Genomic DNA, 17823 nt, shown 5'->3' on the forward strand with positions numbered 1-17823 from the left:
CGCTTCTAGATCGAGACCGCTGCGTCCGCCCGGTCATCCGAAAGCGGGTCTTCGATGACGGCCTTGACCTTCAAGACTTGACCGGATTTCGGGAAGGACACGTCACGTCGCCGGTAAGGTCGGCCGTCAACCGTCAACTGGGCGCTTGTTCGACCGGCCACTTTGCCGATCTGTGTCACTTCCAACTCGATTGTCCCACCCTGGTGTGTCAACCGGGCTCGATACCCGTCCCAGCCATCGGGGAGCGACGGAGCAATATGGAGTTTCCCGTCACGAAGCGTCAGGCCAAGGATGCCTTCGACTGCAAGGCGCCAGGTCCAAGCGGCTGCACCCGTGTACCAGCTCCATCCTCCGCGTCCCCGACGATTGCCGACCGACCCTATGTCCGCAACCACGGCGTAGGGTTCTGTGCGGAAAGCGTCAGCGTCATGCCGTGTCAGCGCATGATTGATCGGATTGAGCATATTGAAAATGCGATACGCGTGCGATCCTTGCCCTGTGCGCGCAAGGGCAAGGCCTAGCCAAGCCGCGGCGTGGGAGTATTGCCCGCCATTTTCGCGAATTCCAGGTGGATAGGCCTTGATATATCCGGGATTGTGCATGGCTTTGTCGAATGGAGGCCAAAGCAAGCGAGCAATTCCAGCATCGTCGTCCACCAGCTCGCGTAGCGCCGCTTGAAGCGCAGAGCGGCTTCGCGATGATGCACGCCCGGCGAACACAGACCATGACTGTGAAATTGAATCGATCATGCATTCATCGTTTTCCTGAGATCCGAGCGGTGAGCCTTCATCATCATAGGCGCGGCGATACCATTCGCCGTCCCAGCCGCTTTCCTCCGCGCTCCTGCGCCATTCTGCCGCCTTGCGTGCCCAGTGGCGAGCGTGCGCCTCGCGTCCAACCAAACGTTCGCAATGAGCCATTGAGGCCGCGCATACAGAAGCAAACCAAGCCAACCAAACGCTCTCACCGCGTCCTTTGTCTCCAACCCGGTCCATCCCATCGTTCCAGTCCCCTGCGCCAATGAGCGGCAGACGATGGCTACCCAGGGACACTCGCTCAAGCGCGCGTTCGCAGTGCTCGATCAACGGGCGGGGATTGGCTGCGAGTTCGAATTGGGCGTAGCGATCATGCTCCCCGTCGGTCAGCGGTGGACCGGAAAGGAAGCGCACCTCTTCCTCCAAGATGGAAACATCGCCCGTCGAATACACGTAATGCGCGGTTGCATAGGGCAGCCATAGGAGATCGTCCGAACATCGGGTCCGCACACCCCTTCCGCCGGGCGGATGCCACCAGTGAAGAACGTCGCCCTCTTCGAACTGATGCGCTGCGCATTCGAGGATATGGGCGCGCGCTCGAGCCGGATCGGCTACCAGAAATGCCAGAACATCCTGCAACTGATCGCGAAACCCGATCGCGCCGCTCGCCTGATAGAAACCGGTCCGGGCAAGAATGCGCGACGAAAGGCTTTGGTAGAGCAGCCAGCGATTGACCACGATATCGAACGCGGGATCTGGCGTGGTGACTTCGACGCAGCCGAGAAAATCATCCCAGATGGCGGCGACCTCGTCTCCGGATTTCCGCGCCTTGCCTTTCTCACGCCACTTGCCTGCAAGTTTGAGCGCAGCCTCCGGATTCTCCGCCTCTCCGAGCGCGAATACGATTTCTATCTGTTCCCCGCGCGCAAGATCAGCGTGCACTTGCAAGGCAGCACAGGAATCGCCGCCTGCGATTTCGACCCCAGAGAGCCCCCACCTCGTGAGGCCCGCCGGTCTGGCGGGATCGCCATTTCGGCCGACGAATTCCCTTCGGTCCGTTGTATAGCCGTGCGCTTCGCAATCCGATGTGAGAAACGCAGTTCGACCGGCAAACTCTCCGTTCCAAGGGTTCGTCGCAAGGATCGCTTGCGTCTCGGCATCGAACCGACAGGAGACGTGGCGCCGTGAAACACTTGGCAGCGCCCCGAGCAGCCATTCGGCATAGTAGGTGGCGGTAATGCGCCGATCGCGCGCGCCGAGGTTGCGCAAAGTCAGCCGCACCAACTTGACTGGATCACTAGCGTCCACCGAAACCTGCATGCACTGCTCAAGGCCGCGGCACGCGCGAAGCCATTCGGTGTAGCCGGTGCCATGACGGATCTGGCAAGTGGCATCCCTACCAGCCGGATTGGGCGTCACGCTCCACACGTCGCTGGTTTCCTCGTCGCGAAGGTAGAGAACCTCACCCTGACGATCGCTCACCGGATCGTTGGTCCACGGCGTCAGGCGGTATTCGCCGCTATTGATCGACCAAGAAAAGCCCCCGCCCGATTCTGTGACGAGAGTGCCAAAGTCTTCGTTGGCAAGCACATTCACCCAGGGCGCTGGCGTCGACATGCCTGGGGCGAGGTGGATGACATACTCACGACCGTTGCGGGTGAAGCCTCCGTATCCATTGTCGAATACCAGGTCATCTGGTCGCTCTGGTGGGCGCTCGTGCTCTGGTTCATAGTCGAGCGAAGTCAGGATCGGCGGCGCTTCAAGCGGGGTCGCTGGAGTTCTAAGCTGCTCAGAAAGCGGGCCTTGCGATGCGTCGATTATCGCCCACGCCATCGCTTCGAGCAGCCTCACTTGCTCCATGCCTACCTGATCGGAAAAGACCAGATGAAAGCCGCCGTGGCGACCCAGCATCTCGACAGCTCCGATAGCGCGTAGCAATTGCGCCAACTCGTCGCGGACGGGTTCGAGGTATGCAGATCCCAGCGTCTTGAGGATCACTACATCGACCTCTAACCCTGCACGACGCCAAATCTGATGCGCGCCGACGAAGAACTCGAGCGATGGATCGTCTTCAAAATCGCCTTTGAGCAACAGGATCGGGCGATCGCCCGATATAGCCATGCCCCAAAGACTGGCCTGCCCAAGACGATTGTCGCGGATCTTCTTTGGCGAAGGACGCATAGCCTCGCTTGGATAAGTCAGTACGGAACCCAGTGCGTGCACTAGCGGCAAGTCGGCGGGTTCAATCCTGGCCCGACTCAGCGCGCGCGACGTTTCCGCCTCAGCGTCGTCGAAGAGCCATCGAGACGCTGAGAGTGTGGCGTGCCGGTTTAGTATTTCGAGCGCTGCCGAGCGCGAGGCTGCAGCAATGGTCACAAGGCAAAGCTCTGTGCTTTGTCCGGGGTTCAACTCTAGCTTCGTCTGTAGAGCCGCCACCGGATCAAGCGTCCAACCCTGATTCCCTTGCAGCGGGAGCGTCGCACCTTGTGGAGAGCGAAGCGTGCGATTGCGCCCAATGAATTCGCGGCGATCGGTATCGAATAGCGAGTTTTGGACAGGACCATCGGCACCGATTAACGTTTGCAACAAGACCGGGGGCGTATCCTCTGGTTTTTTGGGGCGGCGCGTGAAGATGAGTGCGGAAGGTTCGTCAATGCGCTCGCTGCGGATGAACAACTTGCTGAAGGCAGGATGGCGTTCGTCCTCCAAAGGGGGTGCCAAAACGATCTCGGCATAGGTGGTGATCCGCAGGACCCGTCTGTGCTCGCTTTCGTTGGCGATGGTCAGTCGGCGCAATTCGATATCGTCGTTGGCTCCGATCGTCACTTCGAGCCGAGCGAAAATGCCATTCTCTCGCCGCTGGAATTCAGCGCAATGGGTGCGAAACAGCACGCGTTCGTCATGCGCTTCGACACCGGTTGGCTGGAGTGTCGCGGACCAAACCTGTTCCGAAAGCTCGTCGCGAATATAAAGCCATGCCCCCTGAGCATCGAGTGTCGGATCGGGTGCGAAACGGGTAAGAGCCTGGCCTTGCCAGTTAAGGCCTCCGCATCCCGCCGCTGAGATGCTGCTGGCCATACGGCCGTTGCCCATCAGCAAGGCCTGCGGGTGGCGACTGGCCGTCGGGACCCATTCATGGCGGATACGCCGCATTCCGAGCTCCGCCTTTCCGCCTTCATCGACCTCGATCCGTTCGATCTCGGCGGGAAGCTCATGCGGGATCTGTTCCCATAACAGCAAAGTCGCCAAACCGAGGCGCGGATCGCGCAGGAACCGTTCGATCAGAGCATCACCAGTCAGCAAGTTTCCGATCGCGCATACGATCATCCCCTGGTGATGCGCCATAAAGGCATTGACAGGGGCAAAGGCGCTCTTTGGATGGTTTCGATCTCGGGTGAAGTCGATCGCTTCCCAAAGCCCGTAACGGCCTGCCGCTCCCATTTTCACGAGCCGCTTGAGATTCCGTTGTGCGGAAAGGGGATCTACCGCCAAAGCAAGCGCAGAAGCGTAGGGCGCAACGACCAAGTCCTGCGCCAGCCCGCGACGCAGGCCTAACCCCGGCACGCCAAATGCACGATAGCGGAAGCGGTGCTCGGGATCACGAGCGGCGTAAGCTGACTCCGAAACCCCCCACGGTGCCCGGTTCTGCTTACCATGGCGACGCTGGATCTCGACCGCCACCCGGTCGCTTTCGCCAAGGAGCGTTTCTGGCCCGCCCGGCATCACCAGTCGTGGCATAAGGTATTCGAACATGGACCCGTTCCACGAAACCAGCGCCAGACCATCGCTCGCTCGCGTCACCGGTCGTCCAAGGTGGAACCAGTGTTCAATTGGCGCATCGTTCTTGGCAATCGCGAAGAAGCTGGCAATCCGCGCTTCCGACGCCAGCAAGTCATAGTGATGCGTGTCTGTCTTTGCAGTGCTGACGTTATGACCGATAAAGAACAGCCGCCGCTCGTGATCGTACAGCCAGGCGAAATCCATCTGCCATGCGAACTGCTCGGCTTGATCGGCAAGTCCGATAAGGTCACCATGTATAGCAAGCTCACTCGATGTATCGCGCAACATGTCGTGCAGGTGGTGGTGCAACCGCTCAACCCAGATATTGAGATCGCCGACCTCGCCCGGGCGAGTTTCGACTGTCTTTCGCATCACCCGTCCGGCCTCGCGCTCGAGCGTCGAAAGGTCATGATTGACGAGGTTGCGCAGGTTTGCGAGCTGGGTTGAACCGCTATTCTGAGCTGCTTGTGTAGCGTCTCTAAACTCTGCCAGGACTCCGAGAAGATGATTGCTGCTCGCCCACTTGCGAGCCTGATCTTCGATAAGGGCGATTATATCTAAAAGGCCTGTCCAACGCTGTGGCTCGAGCGTTTTTTCTTGGGCTGAATCGCGCAAGGTCTGAGCGAAAACCAGCAGGGAGGCAGCGAGATTGCCACTGTCTACAGTCGAGACATAACGCGGTTCGAGAGGACGGAGATGATGCGTCTCGTACCAGTTTAGGAAATGCCCCCGATACCGCTCCATCCTTTCGAGGCTGTCGAACACATTGCGCGCGCGCGCGGCGAGCTCAGCCCGGCCGACAAAGCCCATGTCCCAGGCGCTGGCGGTCGAGAGCAGCATCATTCCGATGTTAGTCGGAGAGGTTCTATGCGCGATTTCCTCGTGCGGCTCACCTTGGAAGTTGTCTGGGGGTAGCCAATTGTCGGACGGACCGGCAAAAGTCTCGAAATAGAGCCAGGTCTTGCGCGCCAGTTGCCGCAGGAACGCAATGTCTAGGAGTGATCTATCCGGTTCGCCACTGCGCCGGGGGCGCTCGATAAATTGCGTGACCTCAGGTGCGAGCAGCCAAGGCAGTAAAAGCAGCAACGCAGGCAGCAACGCCGCAGGTCTGGTCAAGGCTATTGTCGCAGCAATACCAAAAGCGAGCGAGACCGATGGAGTCATCATCCGCCAGTGGTGCAGTCGCCTGTTTGTGTGGTCGCCTTCCTTCGCCGAATGTGCGGCGGACACCCATTCGAGCATGCGCCGCTTTGAGACGACGCGGCGCCATAGTGTGATCCCTATGGCGTGCAGCGACAGCAGCGCCTCGTGGAGCATGTAGACAATCACCAGCAGCCATCGCCCCGCTTGATCGCCCAACCTTTTCCAGAATCCGTAAGAAAGGCCGGTGCGTCGTCCGCGTGCGAGGCCGCTCATCAGGTCGATAAACAGCTGCCCGGCCGGAGCGAGCAGCACCAGCGCGGTCCAGAACCACGGATTGCCGGGCAGGAGTAACCACCCTGCAAGCGCAAGCAAGACCAGTCCAGGCGCGACAAGGCTACGCCTCAGATTATCGAGGACCTTCCAGCGATCGATTCCTCGAATGGGGTTTTGAATCAGCCTTCCAGCGGCATCGGGAATCCGATGCATAAGCCAGGGCAGCAGCTGCCAGTCGCCCCTGATCCAACGGTGCAGGCGTTTGGCGTATTGGCGGTAGCTGTCGGGGAAACCTTCGTAGAGAACAATGTCGGTTGCAAGCGCGGCTCGGCCCAGCGCACCCTCCAAAAGATCATGGCTCAGGATCGTGTTTTCGAGCACTCGGTTATCGACGCTTCTGTGAAAGGCATGCAGATCGTAGATGCCTTTGCCGACGAATATTCCGCTGCCGAAAAGATCCTGATAGATATCAGATACCGCACGGCTATAGATATCGATCGCCGTTTCGCCCGTAAAAAGCCTCGCGAAGCGCGTGCGCCGTCCGCTCTCGGGCGAAATCTCAACTCTTGGTTGGATGATCGAATAGCCGCGAGTTATCCGACCGCTCTCGCGGTCCCACTGCGGGCGATTGAGCGGATGGGCCAATGTTCCCGCCAGTCTCGCAACCGATTGTGATGGCAGGATCGTGTCCGCATCAACAGTCATTACGAAGCGGGTGGTATCGAGCGCCAGCACGTCGCCAACTATCAGCGAAAACGCTTCACGCTCGCCTTCGATCAGCATCCGATTGAACTGCTCAAGCTTGCCGCGCTTGCGCTCCCACGCCATCCAACAGCCCTCGCTGTCGTTGAAGAGCCGAGGTCGCAGCAAGAGACTGAAGGGCTTGCGCGTGCCGTTTCGATACCGCTTGTTCAATCTATCCAGCGCCGCTTCAAGCGCATCAAGGATGCGCTCGTCACCCGGCATGATCTCTGCCGGAGCATCCGCCAGATCGGCAAGCAGCGCGACCTGTACGTTGGGGCTGCGGGTCGCGAGCCAGTGCATCTCTATTCGCTTGGCGAGGCCTTCGATCTCGCGTTCGTCCGCTATGATAACCGGGACCGCGATGGTCACCGGGAAGGCACTCGGAACGCCATGTTTCTCGTCAAGCTTCGGCAAGAGGCGCGGCTCGGTTACCCTCGTGATCAGCCAATGGACCAGCGTGATGGCAAGGATTGAAGCCGGGATCTGGCTCAGGAGAAGGGCTGCGGTCCATTCCGACCAAGGCGCCATCGTGCGCGCGAGATAGGCGACCGGAAGGATGGCGCAGGCGATGCCCGATACAACCATTGCAAGGCTGAAGAAACGGCCTGGATGGCTCAACAACGTCCGTTTTGCCTGTTGTTTCCACCCGGGTTTGGCCGAGAATTGGTCCTCGAGCTGGCTGCGTCCGTCGTCAATCAGCCAATAACCGACGTGATGGGCAACCTCCTCCGCGCCTTTCGCGCGCGCGAGCGCAAGAGAGGCCTTGGCGACATCGGTTTCCTGTGCTCCTCCCCATTCGGCAATTTCCTCGACCGCCCTGCGGTATCGATCGCGAGTCTCGAAATCCATTCGGCTATAGGCCTGCGCGGGATCCTTCGCGAGAATCGCTTCGACAAGGCTCACCCGCTCGAAAAACACCTCCCAGGGTATTCCAGCCAGTTCCGAGAGATTGGCGATCGATCGGGCAACGCGATCGGTCGCGCCAAGCGAGTGGGGTTCGCTGGCGCAAGGGGAGAGAGGAAAGCTGACCTCGACCTCGCCCGAGAGCATCGGCGTCAGGGATGCTACCAATATCTCGATGCACGCGAGCCTCAGCATGGTGGGGAAGGCCCACAATTCAGCAATCGTGAGCGATTGATGGATTTGATAGGCTTGGATGAAACCAACCGCGTTGCTTAGCGAGAGCTGAAGATGCGTAGCGCGGAGCAATGCGTGTGCCAAAGCGAACACACGTGGCCCCGGAGGTTCTCCATCCACAAGGGCAGGCAGCTTGAGATAGAACTCGCGCGGGAGATCCTTCCGAATCTGCTGTAGGGCCCGGCTTACATGATAGTCGTTGTCGAGCAGCCATTCCGCTGCCTTTGCGACCTCAGGGGCTGGCTTGCTGCAGGCCTTTCGCGCCGCGTGAAGCCAGCGTTCAACCGCTTTGGGATTCTGCAACGCCCCGATCGGCATGGCTGGCTTGCGGGTTATGTTGTGTACTGCGCCGAGCTCTTCGCCTACGTTCTCAACGGTCGAAGGATTGTCGGGATCGTGCGCCACTAGCCAAATCTGAAGGCTGACTGACCATCGCTATCGTAGACAGCGTCGGGCAACCCCGTGACCAGGTTAGGTCGCACCATCAGAACAGGCATCGTGCAGTGACTGGCAAGGTATTCGGCTACGCTACCACAGGGGACATCGCTTAATGCGGTCGAACCATGGGAAGACATGACGACCAAGTCTGCCTGCAATTCTTGAGTCAATTTGCAGAGGGCTTGACGGGGTTCGTCCGGCCCGAGCATTCTGACCCGGACGTCAATATCGTCCTCCATTGCCCTTAGTCGCAACTGCTCAAGCGAAGAGCGCGCAGACCGCTCGTTCTGACGTTCGATCTCTTCTCTAAGCTCGCTCGACCGGCCGATCCCGAATGAAGTGAGCCCACTCAAGCGAGGCACCACATGGCAGAGAACGAGCTGCGCCTTGTGAGTGCGCGCGATACGACGAGCCACCGGGAGAACGCTCTCTGCCCTTGGGGATCCGTCGATCGGCACCACGATCCGCTTGTAATGCACAGGCCCACTGTGATGGTCAGGTGGCACAAGAAGCACCGACACTGATCCGTGCTCAAGGATGTGCAGGGCGGTCGAACCAAGACCGCTTCGATCGCGATCACGATTCGTGGCGAGCGATAAGAGCGCCGCTCCATTCGCATGCGCCCAGTCAACGAGTTCATCACCCGGATCACCCGTTAGCAGCATCTGCCCGTCCTCGCTCGTCACACCGATCTGGTCGGCGAGTTGTCGAAGCGACTTGCGCTGCGAGTGCTGGCGAAGCTGCCAGGCGATAGGATCGGCAGGCAGGCCCGAACTGTTATCCTGAGGCAACACACGCGCCAGCACGACATCCAGAGCCAGGCTGCGAGCAATTGCGACTGACTGAGCGCCGACGAGGTTTGCGCACGGCGTTTCATCAACACACGCCAGCAAGCAGGGGCGAACCTGAATACTGCGTTCGCTTTCGTTGAATTGCACTGCTGCCGTCCGGCCGATTGGCGGTGAATTGGCGGTCTGACCTGTGGGGGCATAGCGGCTGGCGTGCATCAATTCCTCCTTTGAAAAGGCAAGCACGCCCTTTCTGCGAGCAGAAGGATGCGGAGCGGAAGGCGGCGTCACTATACGCAACATCCCGTAAACTAGCCCAGGCGCGTGGGTGATTTCGGGTTGCATGAGTTTGGCTTGTTTTGCGTTGAGGCCGCCAGAGTCTCGAGAAGCGCTCCGCTCCGGAACATCCCTTAGTTACGCCGTCCGCAGGTCGGCGCATCACGCGAGACCCAGCCCGACGATACGATACGAGGATTCATTTTGTCTCACGAGACAATCCGCAAATCCGAAGCGACCAGGCGAGCGGCGGTCATGCGTGACTATGACAAGGCCAAGCGTGACTTTGGTTGGGACACATATCGGGGGTGGCTCGACAGCGACGCGGGAAGCTGGCTCAACATCGCGTACGAGGCGATTGACAGACACGTCGTGGAAGGCCGCGGCACCAAGGAAGCGATACGCTGGGTCGGCAAGACTGGAGAACGCAAGAGTTTCACCTACGGCGATCTCAAGCGGGAAACCGACCGTTTCGCCCGTATTCTCGCCGACAACGGTCTCGGCCAGGGAACAAGGGTCTTTTCGTTGCTTGGCCGGGTACCGGAACTCTACATTGCAGCCCTCGGGACGCTCAAGGCCGGCGGCGTTTTTTGCCCGCTCTATTCCGCCTTCGGTCCGGAGCCAGTGCGCTCTCGTCTTGAAATCGGCGAAGCCAATGTGCTGCTCGCATCCCCGCGGGACTACGTGAAGAAGGTCGAGGCGGCGCGTAACGATCTACCGCATCTGACGCATGTCTTCCTGACCCCAGGCGCCGATCCTCGGCCCGATGGCACAATCGATCTGGCTCAGGCGCTGGCAAACACCGAAGCGAAATTCGAGTGTGCGCAGACCGATCCTCAGGATATGGCGTTGCTGCACTTCACCAGCGGCACGACCGGTAAGCCCAAGGGCGTGGTCCACGTTCACGAGGCGGTGGTGATGCACAACGCTACCGGCCGTATTGCGCTTGATCTGAGGCAGGACGATGTAATCTGGTGCACCGCCGATCCGGGATGGGTGACGGGCACATCCTACGGTATCATCGCGCCGCTTTGCGCAGGTGTAACCATGGTGATCGATGAAGCCGAATTCGATGCCCAACGTTGGTATACACTGTTAGAAAGTGAACGGGTTACCGTATGGTACACCGCGCCCACCGCGATCCGGTTGTTGATGCGTGCCGGAGCCGAACTGGCGCAGCGCTTCGACCTGTCTCATCTCCATTTCCTCGCCAGCGTGGGCGAGCCTCTCAATCCCGAAGCGGTGGTGTGGAGCAATGAAGTCTTCGGGATGCCGTTCCACGACAATTGGTGGCAGAGCGAGACCGGCGGCATAATGATCGCAAACTACGCTGCGATGGACGTGAAGCCCGGTTCTATGGGCAAGCCGCTCCCAGGCGTGGAGGCAGCGATCCTGGACACTGAGGGTCACAACGCGCTTGCGATCGACGAGCCGATGCGGCCGGGTCATCTCGCCCTGCGCCCAGGTTGGCCATCGATGTTCCGCAGTTACCTCGGCCAGGAGGAGCGATACAATCGGAGCTTTCGCGAAGGATGGTATCTCACCGGCGACCTCGTGATGCGCGATGCGGAAGGGTATTACTGGTTTGTCGGGCGCGCCGATGATGTGATCAAATCGGCCGGACACCTGATCGGTCCGTTCGAAGTCGAGAGCGCACTTGTGGAACATCCAGCGGTGGCCGAGGCAGCGGTGATCGGCGTGCCTGACGAGCGTGCGGGCGAGATCGTGAAGGCGTTCGTAACGCTGAACCGCGGTGTCGATGCCGACGATGCGTTGCAGCGTGAACTGCTCGGACATGCTCGCAAGAGGCTGGGGGCGGCGATCGCCCCGCGCAAGATCGAGTTCGCGCAAGACCTACCCCGCACGCGTTCAGGTAAGATCATGCGCAGGCTCCTGAAGGCGCGCGAGCTGGGTTTGCCTGAAGGCGATACATCGACGCTCGAACAAGCGGCATGAGCGCAGCGTTGCCCAAGGTCCGTTTAAACCGTGAGCATTGCCGCACACTGCTTCACCAGATGGTGCGTATCCGCCGTTTCGAAGAGAAATGCGCAGAACTCTATACGCTAGAGAAGATACGTGGCTTCCTGCATCTCTACATTGGGGAAGAAGCTGTTGCTACGGGCGTGATGCAGGCGCTTGAGCCTAACGATGCGGTCGTCGCAACCTATCGCGAGCATGGACATGCGCTGCTAAAGGGCGTTCCTGCCGGCGCGATCATGGCCGAGATGTACGGCAAGCAGGAAGGTTGCAGTCGGGGGCGGGGCGGTTCGATGCACCTGTTCGACGCAGAGACGCGCTTCTACGGCGGCAACGCTATCGTCGCGGGTGGAATTCCGATCGCCGTTGGCCTTGCGCTTGCAGACAAGATGGCAAACAAAAAGCGTATCACTGCCTGTTTCTTCGGCGAAGGCGCAGTCGCGGAAGGCGAGTTCCATGAGAGCCTGAACCTTGCCGCGCTGTGGCGATTGCCGGTGCTCTTCGTGTGCGAGAACAACCGCTACGCTATGGGAACCGCGCTCGATTTATCGGAGTCCGAAACGGACATCAGCGCCAAAGCTGCCTCCTATAACCTTGCCTCCGAAGGCGTCGATGGAATGGATGTCGTCGCAGTTGAAGTGGCGACGCGCCGTGCGGTCCATGCGATCAGAGAAACCGGAGAGCCGCACTTCCTTGAATGCCGCACATACCGTTTCCGCGCGCACTCGATGTACGACCCTCAGTTCTACCGCGCCAAGGATGAAGTCGAGGAGTGGAAAGACAAGGGGCCGATCAAGCGCTTCACGGAGTGGGCGCTTGATGTAGGCGAATTGCGCCCAGAGGATATCGAAGAGATCGAACAGGACGTCGCGCGCGAAATCTCAGAGGCGGTGGCCTTCGCCGAATCAGGCACTTGGGAGCCTGTCGAAGACCTGCTGCGCGATGTTGGCGCTGAGAAGCGGATATGACCGAACTCACCTATCGCGAGGCGATACGCGGCGCGATCCGCAAGGCCATGCTAGCGGATCATCGCGTGTTTCTGATGGGTGAGGATGTCGGCCGTTACGGCGGCTGCTATGGAGTATCAAAGGGTTTGCTCGATGAATTCGGTCCCGAGCGCATCCGCGACACGCCCCTTTCGGAAAGCGCCTTTACCGGGGCCGGGATCGGCGCCGCGATGGGGGGCATGCGGCCCATTGTGGAAATCATGACCTGCAACTTCTCGCTGCTCTCGCTCGACCAGGTCATGAACAATGCCGCGACGATCCGGCATATGTCGGGCGGGCAGTTCCATGTCCCAGTGGTGATCCGCATGGCCACTGGTGGGGGGCGACAGTTGGCAGCCCAGCATTCGCACAGCCTCGAAGGCTGGTACGCGCACATTCCGGGTATCCGCGTGCTGGCCCCGGCGACAGTAGAGGATGCGGCCGGAATGCTGGGCCCCGCGCTTGACGATCCCGATCCGGTGCTGATTTTTGAAAACGCCTTGCTCTACAACCACAGCGAAGATGTGAACGAACCTGTGGAGGTCGATATCGACCACGCGGTTGTGCGCCGAGCGGGCAAGGATCTCACGCTCGTCACCTATGGCGGATCGCTTGGTAAGACGCTGGCGGCGGCCGATGAGCTTGGGACCGATGGTATCTCCACCGAAGTGATCGATCTGCGCGTGCTTCGACCGCTCGATGATGTCACGATCCTGACCAGTCTGGCGAAGACGCGGCGTTGCGTCATCGTCGATGAGGGGTGGCGCTCGGGCAGTCTTGCAGCGGAAATCATGGCGCGGATCGTCGAGCAGAGTTTCTGGAACCTCGATGCACCATTGGCGCGAGTGTGCAGCGAAGAAGTTCCGGTTCCCTATGCCGCGCATCTCGAACAGGCCGCGCTGCCCAGTGTCGCGAAGATCGTCGCTGCCGGGCGGGCGGTCATGGGACGCTGAGAGATGGGTGTGTTCACCATGCCTTCGCTTGGCGCCGACATGGAAGCGGGCGTGTTGGTCGAATGGCTCAAGGCGCCAGGCGATGCGGTAGATCATGGCGACATCATAGCGGTTGTTGAAACCGACAAGGGCGCGATCGAGGTCGAGGTCTTCGAGGGTGGTACAATCGGCGAACTCTTGGTCGAAGCTGGCGAGAAGGTGCCGGTCGGCGCAGAACTGGCGCGGATAAATGGTATGGTTGGAACGGCGCAAAAGCCTGAGCTTGCGTCAGCGCCGGCCCCAAAACCCGGACCCGAGCCAATGCGTGCTGAACCGAAGCTTGGCGAACCCCGGACGCCGACCGGTGCAACGCCAAAATCATTGCGCGCTTCGCCCGCTGCTCGGCGGCTCGCCGAGGAGCATGGGGTCGACCTTGAAACTGTGACCGGCACAGGCCCTGACGGTGCAATACAACGCACCGACGTTGAAGCAGCCACCACGCAGCTGGACGAGAATGCCGCACCTGATCTTGCTCCCATGCGCCGTGCGATAGCCGCTGCAATGAAGCGCTCGAAGCGAGAAATTCCTCACTACTATCTGACGCACAGTTTCGATATTTCGTCGGCAACACGATGGCTCGCAGAGTATAACTCCGAGCGTCCACCGCCCCAGCGTCTGCTGCTTGGCGCGCTACTGCTCAAGGCCACGGCGCTGGCGCTTAGCGAATTTCCCGAGTTCAACGGGTTCTTTGGTGAGGATGGTTTCACGCCGAGCGAAGCGATCCACCTAGGCAGCGCAATCTCGATCCGCGGCGGTGGGCTCGCCGCCCCCGCGATCCGCGACACCAATACGCTCTCGCTTCCTGATCTCATGGTGAGACTAAGGGACCTCGTCGCCCGGACCCGGCGTGGTCAGTTCCGCAGCTCGGAAATCAGCGATCCGACCGCTACTGTTTCAAGCCTCGGCGAGCGGGGGGTCGAAAGCTTGTTGCCCGTAATCTACCCGCCGCAGGTCGCGATTGTCGGATTCGGAAGCGCGACCCGTCGCCCATGGGCAGTGAAAGACACTCTGGCGATCAGACCTGTCCTGAGCGCCAGCCTTGCCGGGGATCACCGCGCCAATGACGGCCATCGCGGCGCTCTGCTGTTGCGCCGGATCGAAGCGCTGCTGAACGAGCCGGAAACGCTATGAATTTCGAGGAAGCCCGCGCGATCATGATAGAGGAAATAGAGGCCATCGCACCAGATGTTGCGCCGGTTTCGATTGCTGATGATGAGGATGTGCGCGAAGCGCTCGATCTCGACTCCATGGATATCTTCAACCTTATCGCCGCGCTGCATGAGCGGCTTGATATCGATATCCCCGATGCCGACGCCGCGAATTTTGTGACGCTTGGCGGTGCTGCAAAGTGGCTGTCAGGACAATAGGGCTCGATATGCGAGCTGCCATGATCACCGAGGGATTTGCAACCAAGATAGACGATGGGCGCGGCATTCGAGCGCCCGATCCTAGGATGTTTCCTTAGTGAGCATCTGGCCTCCGGCCGCTAGCCCGGCAGGCGAAGAGTCACATTTCAGGAGTGCTTACATGAAGATTGCGAAAGGCGCGCTGGTGTTGGCGCTTGACGGCGGGAAGATGCAGCTGCTCAGAAACCGCGGTGACGCTCAAAAACCTGTTTTTCAACTGATCGCGTGCGAGCGGAATGAGAATCCACGATCGAGTGGTCAGGGCACGGATCGGCCCGGGCGATCTTTTTCCAGCGCTTCACCCAGACGCAGCGCAATGAGCGAAACCGATCTTCATGCGAAGGCCGAACAGGATTTCGCTCGCAGTGCGTGCAAGCTTCTCGACCAGCATCAGTCCAGGGATGGCGGAGGTGTCTTTGTCCTTGCCGCTCCATCCGTTCTTGGAGAATTCCGCAAGTGTTGTCCTGACAGGCTCAAGCCAGCGATCCTCGCGGAAATCGATAAGAACGTGGTCAACCACTCACCCGAGCAGATTGCCTCCATCATCTCTTCGATGGAAACGTGACAGTCGCTTGCGAAGTCTTTGTGTTCAGATTGATGGAGTTTCAATGGTTACCCAAACGCCAGAGCCGGATCCCCATCCCGAGCCAGAACCAGAGCGTATCAGACCCGCCCAGCCGCCGGAACACCCCGCGCGCGAGCCTTCGCCCGATCCTGTTTCACCACCGGAAATTGAGCCGCTCCAACCCGATGTCGATGAGCCCGATATCGCACCGGATGAGTTCCCAGCGCCTGAACAGCCGGGCTTGGGCTTGTAAGGAGGACACTCCCTGAGAGATAAGGCGTCGCGCCCGTGACGTTTTGGTGGATATCACCCGGCGTTCAAAGCCTTGCTAGGCCAAAAGGGGGCGGGGAACCCAACTTGTTCGGATGCGGGAGCGCCGGGGCGCTTGCATCGACACTGGTTGGGGCGAAGGGAAGCAGATTGAGTTTGCCCGAGTGTGGAAACGTCTGCTCTTTGAATGTGTAGAAATCGGTCCGCGTTCTGGCGCTGGGGCCAGCAGATTCAATGAAAGGCTCCTATCCCGTTGCCGCAATGGCAGCGCCAAGCCGTGATCCGTCGACGGTGCTGCGCCTTGGATTGAAAGACCTAGCCTAGAGCGAGGTTCTTTTGTCCAACTGTTGGCTTCGCCTGGCGATGGCGCTGTCGATCTCCATCGCGTCGAGCAGATTGCGCCAGTTTACGATACCCGCAAATCCGCCTCTCCGGTCTGTGACGCCCACGATCGGAGCGCCTCCTGAGATCAAGTCTGCGGCTTTCTCCGCACGGTAATGCATGGGAACGACTGGAATGTCGGTGCGCATGATCTCACCGGCAGTCTTCTGCGCCCCAGCGTCGCCTGCGTGGCGGATCACATCGGAGCGCAGCAGGAAGCCGAGAAGTTCGCCGCCGGAAGTGAGGACCGGAAATTCATCGCTGTCAGTATGCAGAATCTCATCCAAGGCGCAGCTGATCGGATCGGTTTCGGAGAAAAGCGGGTGGCCAGTCACCATCACCTGCGCGACGGGTAGCCCTCCGATCGCATCACGGATCCGACCGATCCGCTCTTCGGTCGTTGCGGCCAGGAAAATGAAGACGCCGATGGCAGCAAGCAGCAAATTCCCCATAAGAAGGGCGGCCAAACCCAGGCCGACTGCAAGCAATTGTCCAATCCGCGTCGCAATGCTGGTTGCCTTGCTGTGTGGCAACGCAAACGCGAGCAAGGCGCGCAGGATGCGACCGCCATCCATCGGGAAGGCAGGCAGCAGGTTGAATACTCCCACAACCAGATTGAAGATCGCAAGCTGCTCGATGAGGTTGATCTTCCCCTCGGCAAGCTCGCTCAGCGCTTGCCAGTTTGGCCATCGTCCCAGCAGCAGCACTAGCAACCCGAAGAGCACGAAATTCACCACTGGCCCTGCAATTGCGATGGCGAGTTCCTTCTCTGGCTCGTTTGGAATTCGTTTCAGTTTGGCAAGACCGCCGATGGGAAGGAGGACGACCTCCGGCGTCTCGATCCCGAATTTTCGGGCCACACTTATGTGCCCGAATTCGTGCAGGACAATGCAAGCGAACATCAGGATGATAAGCAGCATGATGTCTCTTGCCGCGCTCAGACCCATCGACATGAAGGCGCTGGCTGCGATGAGCCCGAGGAAAAGCAAGAACGTCCAGTGCAGCCGGACCGATGTGCCGTTGATCGCCGCAATTCCAAAAGAACGAGACATGCCTGAGACTACCGCCTTTCGCCTTCAGGCTTGTCTTCCTCGGTTTCTTCGTCGCGTGGTACAATGCGCAATGGAGCCTCCGGCAAATCGACCTTGACGCCGTCCTCGGGCGCTGTGGTCCATTCATCAGTGGGCTGTTCCGGTTCTCGCTCAGGCGCTCGTTCGCCCAGAAAAACGTCGCTGAACAAGACGATCGCTCCGATCACGAACAGCAGCATAATCACAATCAACCAGAAGGGTGAAATTCTCGACTTATCGCCAGTCGCCATGGGGTATTCCTTTGTGCTTCGGGAGTGTGCTTATCGTCGGCGAGCGCAGCCCAGCTTATCCGGAAACCTCCTTAGTTCCACCCGTTGATCTGATCGGTGACCACGCCTTTGCCCTCCTACGGGGTTTTACGGAATGACCTCCATGGTGAAGCTGAAATGATGATCCGGTGCACGGCGGCATTAGGCGGATGGTGCGCGTCATCAGATTAAGGGGCCAGATCGAGTTGCCTTGGAGACTGATAAGACTTGAACATGGGGCCTCTACCCGGTTTCCTTCGGGTTCGGCGGTCCGCGGGTATTTGCTGCGCGTCCCCTTGCTTGCAAACGGGCACATCGATGGCGAGACCCACGCTCGCAACCCCGAAAAATCGACCGTTCGGCGTTTCTGGCCGCGTGAGGCGAACCGCTTGGGCTATGTCACGCGCAACGCCGCAAGGTGGCAGCTGATTTCCGCACAGTTGAAGGATATCGATGAGTTGATTGCTTGGTTCGAGGATTGCGCGTTCATCGTAGGAGCGCAGGTCTCTTTGTCTGAGCCACACCGCGGCACGATGCCGTTCCTGGTCGCAGACATCCGCGTTGACTAATCTT

12 protein-coding genes are annotated in these 17823 nt (G+C 59.7%); 8 read left to right on the forward strand and 4 right to left on the reverse strand.

Annotation, left to right across the window (positions count from 1 at the left end; genetic code table 11):
- Positions 1-5: 5 nt before the first annotated feature.
- Together QNI87_RS03450 and QNI87_RS03455 are read right to left on the reverse strand one after the other, a co-directional pair.
- A complete protein-coding gene (locus tag QNI87_RS03450; RefSeq protein WP_300593988.1) occupies positions 6-8237 on the reverse strand; it encodes a glucoamylase family protein in 8232 nt (2743 codons plus the stop codon).
- Positions 8237-9403, reverse strand: coding sequence for a universal stress protein (locus QNI87_RS03455; RefSeq protein WP_300593991.1), 1167 nt, complete (start codon positions 9401-9403; stop codon positions 8237-8239). Before QNI87_RS03455 ends, QNI87_RS03450 begins: the two co-directional genes overlap by 1 nt.
- Positions 9404-9538: 135 nt before the next feature.
- On the opposite strand from QNI87_RS03455, the gene acsA reads away from it, so the two are divergent.
- The 7 genes from acsA (at position 9539) to QNI87_RS03490 (ending at position 15513) form a co-directional block, all read left to right on the forward strand.
- Positions 9539-11290, forward strand: a complete 1752-nt coding sequence (acsA, locus tag QNI87_RS03460; RefSeq protein ID WP_300593994.1) for an acetate--CoA ligase — start codon at positions 9539-9541, stop codon at positions 11288-11290.
- A complete protein-coding gene (pdhA, locus tag QNI87_RS03465; RefSeq protein ID WP_300593997.1) occupies positions 11287-12279 on the forward strand; it encodes a pyruvate dehydrogenase (acetyl-transferring) E1 component subunit alpha in 993 nt (330 codons plus the stop codon). Before acsA ends, pdhA begins: the two co-directional genes overlap by 4 nt.
- Positions 12276-13250: an alpha-ketoacid dehydrogenase subunit beta gene (locus QNI87_RS03470; protein WP_300593999.1), complete on the forward strand. Its 975-nt coding sequence runs from the start codon at positions 12276-12278 to the stop codon at positions 13248-13250. The genes pdhA and QNI87_RS03470 overlap by 4 nt, the downstream gene beginning before the upstream one ends.
- Positions 13251-13253: 3 nt before the next feature.
- Positions 13254-14420: a dihydrolipoamide acetyltransferase family protein gene (locus QNI87_RS03475; protein ID WP_300594002.1), complete on the forward strand. Its 1167-nt coding sequence runs from the start codon at positions 13254-13256 to the stop codon at positions 14418-14420.
- The gene (locus QNI87_RS03480) at positions 14417-14656 is read left to right on the forward strand and encodes a phosphopantetheine-binding protein (RefSeq protein WP_300594004.1); all 240 of its coding nucleotides are present in this window, start codon (positions 14417-14419) and stop codon (positions 14654-14656) included. Before QNI87_RS03475 ends, QNI87_RS03480 begins: the two co-directional genes overlap by 4 nt.
- A gap of 97 nt (positions 14657-14753) precedes the next feature.
- On the forward strand, positions 14754-15260 hold the full coding sequence (locus tag QNI87_RS03485) for a host attachment family protein (protein WP_300594007.1): 507 nt from the start codon (positions 14754-14756) through the stop codon (positions 15258-15260).
- Between the two features lie 43 nt (positions 15261-15303).
- Complete coding sequence (locus QNI87_RS03490; RefSeq protein WP_300594010.1) at positions 15304-15513, forward strand: hypothetical protein; 210 nt, start codon at positions 15304-15306, stop codon at positions 15511-15513.
- A gap of 337 nt (positions 15514-15850) precedes the next feature.
- Here QNI87_RS03490 and QNI87_RS03495 read toward each other — a convergent pair whose 3' ends face one another.
- Positions 15851-16963 (reverse strand): site-2 protease family protein, encoded by a 1113-nt coding sequence (locus tag QNI87_RS03495; protein ID WP_300594013.1) that lies wholly within the window; start codon positions 16961-16963, stop codon positions 15851-15853.
- An 8-nt stretch (positions 16964-16971) separates the two neighbouring features.
- Positions 16972-17232: a hypothetical protein gene (locus QNI87_RS03500; protein WP_300594016.1), complete on the reverse strand. Its 261-nt coding sequence runs from the start codon at positions 17230-17232 to the stop codon at positions 16972-16974.
- A 299-nt stretch (positions 17233-17531) separates the two neighbouring features.
- Between QNI87_RS03500 and QNI87_RS03505 the strand changes: the two genes are divergently transcribed.
- Positions 17532-17819, forward strand: coding sequence for a hypothetical protein (locus QNI87_RS03505; protein ID WP_300594019.1), 288 nt, complete (start codon positions 17532-17534; stop codon positions 17817-17819).
- Positions 17820-17823 lie beyond the last annotated feature (4 nt).

Source organism: Erythrobacter sp., assembly GCF_030066995.1.
In the GTDB taxonomy this organism is placed as follows: Bacteria; Pseudomonadota; Alphaproteobacteria; order Sphingomonadales; family Sphingomonadaceae; genus Erythrobacter.